The sequence below is a fragment of the Chitinimonas sp. genome (assembly GCF_041904975.1).
Classification (GTDB): Bacteria; Pseudomonadota; Gammaproteobacteria; order Burkholderiales; family Chitinimonadaceae; genus Chitinimonas.
The window spans coordinates 1-4,762 of sequence record NZ_JAYRLZ010000303.1 but is presented as its reverse complement, the minus strand read 5'-3'; the positions used below and the strand labels follow the sequence as shown (position 1 = coordinate 4,762).

Sequence of the window (4,762 nt, the reverse complement as noted above, 5' to 3'; positions counted from 1 at the left end):
AAAACCAGAACCAGGAAATGCCCATCAGGGAATGGAACACCGACATATTGCGGCGGCTGAGCCGGATGATGTTCCACGATTCAGAAAAGATATTCCAGTTGAGCTTGAGCGATGCCGCCTGCGGCGGCGCCGGCGGCATCGCCTGGCTGGACGCCAGACCCATCAGCGCGACTGCAATGCAGGCACCGCCGATCAGGATGGCATTGTCGGGATTGCGCTCGACCAGAATGGCGCCAGCAATTTCGCCAAGCAAGATGGCCACAAAGGTGCCCAGCTCGATCAGGCCATTGCCACCCAGCAGCTCTTGCTCATTCAGGTATTGCGGCAGGATCGAATACTTGAGCGGCCCGAACAGGGTGGAGTGAAAACCCATCAGGAACACACACACCATCAGGATATTGGCGTCGCGCAGATAAAAGCCGGCGGTGGCGATCACCATGATCAACACTTCCAGCATCTTCACCGCCCGCGCCAGCACCGCCTTGTCGTACTTCTCCGCCATCTGTCCGGCCAGCGCCGAAAACAGAAAGAACGGCAGGATGAATACCGCACTGGCCACCGCAGTGAGCTTGGCCGGCGGAATATTGGCAAACTTGAGCCCAAACCAGCCCATCATCACCAGCATGGCGGTCTTGAACAGATTGTCGTTGAAAGCCCCGAGAAACTGGGTAACAAACAAAGGCAGAAAGCGCCGGCTCTTGAACAGATCGAACTGATTGGCGTTATGGCTCATTGCGCAAGCTTGAGGATGGGCGATGGCTGGCAGTGTAGCAGCGGGGCAGCGGCTTGAAACCTCGCCATATCATGGATGCTCCGCAATACGCCCGGCCACGGTTACATCATGGACAGCGTGCCTGCATGCCTCAATGGAAGCGGAATGCCAATCTCGCCCGATGGCGGCGCCGGTGTAAAATCGCCGACACTGCGCCAAACCGGCACCAACCGGCTTACCAAGCCGACCGAGGAGAGACAATGAACCCCGCCTATCTAGCCCACCTTGAAACCGAGCTGAACGCGATCCGTGACGCCGGCTTTTTCAAGCCCGAGCGCGTCATCGCCACCCATCAGCGCGCCGATATTGCCTTGCGCGACGGCCAGCAAGTGCTGAACTTCTGCGCCAATAACTACCTGGGCCTGGCCGACGATGCGCGCCTGATTGCCGCTGCCAAAAAGGGCGTGGACGATTACGGCTATGGCGTGGCCTCAGTGCGCTTTATCTGCGGCACGCAAACCGTGCACAAGGATCTGGAAGCCGCGATTTCGGGCTTTCTCGGCACCGATGACACCATTTTGTATTCCAGCTGCTTCGACGCCAATGGCGGCGTGTTCGAAACCCTGCTGGGTGAAGCCGATGCGGTGATCTCGGACGAGCTGAACCACGCCTCGATCATCGACGGCGTGCGCCTGTGCAAGGCACAGCGCTATCGCTACAAAAACAACGATATGAGCGACTTGAAGGCCCAGCTGGAAGCGGCCACCGCCGCCGGCGCACGCTTCAAGCTGATCGTCACCGACGGCGTGTTCTCGATGGATGGCTTTATTGCCGACCTGAAATCCATCTGCGATCTGGCCGACCAGTACCAGGCTCTGGTAATGGTCGATGATTCGCACGCGGTCGGCTTTATCGGCGCAAACGGCCGCGGCACGCCCGAGCATTGCGGCGTGTCCGATCGGGTTGATATCTATACCGGCACACTGGGCAAGGCCCTCGGCGGCGCCTCGGGCGGCTATGTCGCCGGCCGCCAGCAGATCATCGATATGCTGCGCCAGCGCTCGCGCCCCTATCTGTTCTCCAATTCGCTGGCGCCCAGCATCACGGCTGCCAGTCTCGAAGTATTCCGCATTCTGGAAACTGACGGCCCGCGCCTGCGTGCCAAGCTGCAAGCCAATGCCGAGCGCTTTCGCAGCAAGATGAGCGCCGCCGGCTTTACCCTGGCGCCGGGCGAGCACCCGATCATCCCGGTAATGCTGGGCGACGCCAAGCTGGCAGGCGAGATGGCTGCCAAGCTACTGGAGCATGGCATCTATGTAATCGGTTTCAGCTTCCCGGTGGTGCCAAAGGGCAAGGCCCGCATCCGCACCCAGATGAGCGCGGCGCATGAGCCTGAGCATATCGACCGGGTGGTGGCGGCATTCATCGCCGTGGGCCGTGAACTGGGCGTGATCTAACAACCAAAAATCTGTAGACACAGAGAGCACCGAGCACACAGAGCACACAGAGAAAACCAGCTGAGTTTTGGCCTTCCTCTGTGCTCTCTGTGTCCTCCCTGTTCTCAGTGTCTACAGGTTTTGCCTTCGGAAGGGATAAACATGAAAGCACTCGTCAAAGCCGAAGCCGCGCCAGGCCTTACCCTGCAGCGTGTCAAGAAGCCCGAAGTCGGGCACAACGATCTGTTGATCAAGATCCGCAAGACCGCCATTTGCGGCACCGATATCCATATCTGGAAATGGGACGACTGGGCGCAAAAGACCATTCCGATCGGCATGCATGTCGGCCATGAATATGTCGGCGAAGTGGTCGGCATGGGTTCGGAAGTAAAGGGCTACCAGATCGGTGACCGGGTTTCGGGCGAAGGCCATATCACCTGCGGTTACTGCCGCAACTGCCGCGCCGGCCGTGTGCATCTGTGCCGCAATACCACAGGGGTCGGCGTGAACCGCGAAGGCGCGTTTGCCGAGTATCTGGTGATCCCGGCCTTTAATGCCTTCAAGATTCCCGATGATATTCCCGACGAAATCGCCTCGATTCTCGACCCCTTCGGCAATGCCACCCACACCGCTTTGAGTTTTGATCTGGTCGGCGAAGACGTGTTGATTACCGGTGCCGGCCCGATCGGCATCATGGCGGCGGCCATCTGCCGCCATGTCGGCGCGCGCCATGTGGTGATCACCGATGTAAACCAGTACCGGCTCGATCTGGCACTGAAGATGGGCGCCAGCCGTGCGGTGAATGTGGCAAAGGAAAACCTCAAGCTGGTGATGAATGAATTGGGCATGACCGAGGGTTTCGACGTCGGTCTGGAAATGTCCGGCAATCCTCAGGCGTTCAGCAGCATGCTGGAAGCGATGAACCATGGCGGCAAGATCGCCCTGCTGGGCATTCCACCCGGCACCATGGCCATCGACTGGAACCAGGTGATCTTCAAGGGCCTGATCATCAAGGGTATTTACGGCCGCGAAATGTTCGAGACCTGGTACAAGATGGCCGCCATGCTGCAGTCAGGCCTGGATCTCTCGCCGATGATCACCCATCAGTTCCCGGTCGACGACTATGTGGCCGGCTTTGAAACCATGCTGTCCGGTCAATCGGGCAAGGTGATCCTGGACTGGACCACGGTCTGATCGGCGGCGGGAGCGGCCGCAAGCTGCTCCCACAAAGGCATTGCGATAGGGGTGCCTTGGCTTCTATGCTGCGCAGGCAGTCAAACGCCCCTCAAACCTTTGTCTGGAGACGCCATGAAGAAACTGCTTGCTGCAATGTTTGCCCTGCTGATGTCGGTCGCCGCATTCGCCGCCATCAATCTGAACACCGCCAGCCAGGCGGAGCTGGAAACGCTCAAGGGCATCGGGCCGGCCAAGGCCAAGGAAATTGTCGATTACCGGCAGAAAAATGGCCCGTTCAAATCGGTGGATGATCTGGACAAGGTCAAGGGTATCGGCAAAGCCACCATCGATAAATTCCGCAGCGAAGTGACCGTGGACGGCGCCGCAGCTGCGGCAAAGGCTGAGGCCAAGCCAAGCGAGGCGAAAGCTGACAAGAAGCCGGACACCAAGTCCGACAAGAAAGCCGACAAAAAGACCGACAAGGCCGAGGCCAAGAAATAGCCTGAAGCCGTTCCACCCGACGCCCCCGCCATAGCGGGGGCGTTTGTTTAAGCCGTACTGGAATAAGGCCGGCACAGCCGGCACGTTACAATGCACCCTCCCTCGGAGTGCAAGCATGTACCAGACACTGGAAGATTTCGTTGGCAACACCCCGCTGGTGCGGCTCAAGCATTTGCCCGGCCATACCAGCAATGTGCTGCTGGCCAAGCTAGAGGGCAATAATCCGGCCGGCTCGGTGAAGGACAGGCCGGCGCTCAGCATGATCCGCCGCGCCCAGGCGCGCGGCACCATCAAACCGGGCGACACCCTGATCGAGGCCACCAGTGGCAATACCGGCATCGCCCTGGCGATGGCGGCAGCCATGATGGGCTACAAGATGGTGCTGATCATGCCCGAGCACCTGAGCATCGAGCGGCGCCAGACCATGAAGGCGTTTGGTGCCGAGATCATCCTGGTGAGCAAGGCCGAAGGCATGGAAGGCTCGCGCGACCTGGCCGAGCGCATGCGCGATGAAGGTCGCGGCATCATTCTCGACCAGTTCGCCAACCCGGATAACCCGCTGGCGCATTACGAGGGCACCGGCCCCGAAATCTGGCGCGATACCGCCGGGCAGATCACCCACTTTGTTTCCAGCATGGGCACCACCGGCACCATCATGGGCACCGGCCGCTTTCTGAAAGAACAGAATCCTGACGTGCAGATTATCGGCGTGCAGCCTTGCGATGGCGCGCAGATTCCCGGCATCCGCAAATGGCCGGCCGACTATGTGCCGGGCATTTGCGACTTTTCCCGGATCGACCGGATCATGGAAGTGAGCCAGCAAGAGGCCGAGCAGATGACACGCCGGCTGGCCAGCGAGGAAGGCATCTTTGCCGGCATCAGCTCGGGCGGCGCCATGGCAGCGGCGCTCAGGCTATCGGCCGAAGTGGAAAACGCC

The 4,762-nt window shown here is 59.9% G+C and carries 4 protein-coding genes and 1 pseudogene; 4 read left to right on the top strand and 1 reads right to left on the bottom strand.

Annotated elements, in window-relative coordinates; genetic code table 11:
* A pseudogene (locus tag ACE3OH_RS19500) lies at positions 1-733 on the bottom strand (glycerol acyltransferase); the annotation flags it as partial.
* Positions 734-972: 239 nt separating this feature from the next.
* Between ACE3OH_RS19500 and ACE3OH_RS19495 the strand changes: the two are divergent.
* The 4 genes from ACE3OH_RS19495 to cysM form a co-directional block, all read left to right on the top strand.
* Entirely contained in the window at positions 973-2,169 is a 1,197-nt protein-coding gene (locus ACE3OH_RS19495; protein ID WP_374357100.1) for a glycine C-acetyltransferase, read from the top strand.
* A gap of 141 nt (positions 2,170-2,310) precedes the next feature.
* Positions 2,311-3,342: an L-threonine 3-dehydrogenase gene (gene tdh / locus ACE3OH_RS19490; RefSeq protein WP_374357098.1), complete on the top strand. Its 1,032-nt coding sequence runs from the start codon at positions 2,311-2,313 to the stop codon at positions 3,340-3,342.
* Positions 3,343-3,456: 114 nt separating this feature from the next.
* On the top strand, positions 3,457-3,825 hold the full coding sequence (locus ACE3OH_RS19485) for a ComEA family DNA-binding protein (protein WP_374357096.1): 369 nt from the start codon (positions 3,457-3,459) through the stop codon (positions 3,823-3,825).
* Between the two features lie 115 nt (positions 3,826-3,940).
* Positions 3,941-4,762 (top strand): cysteine synthase CysM (gene cysM / locus ACE3OH_RS19480; protein WP_374357094.1); only part of this gene is annotated, 822 nt, incomplete at its 3' end.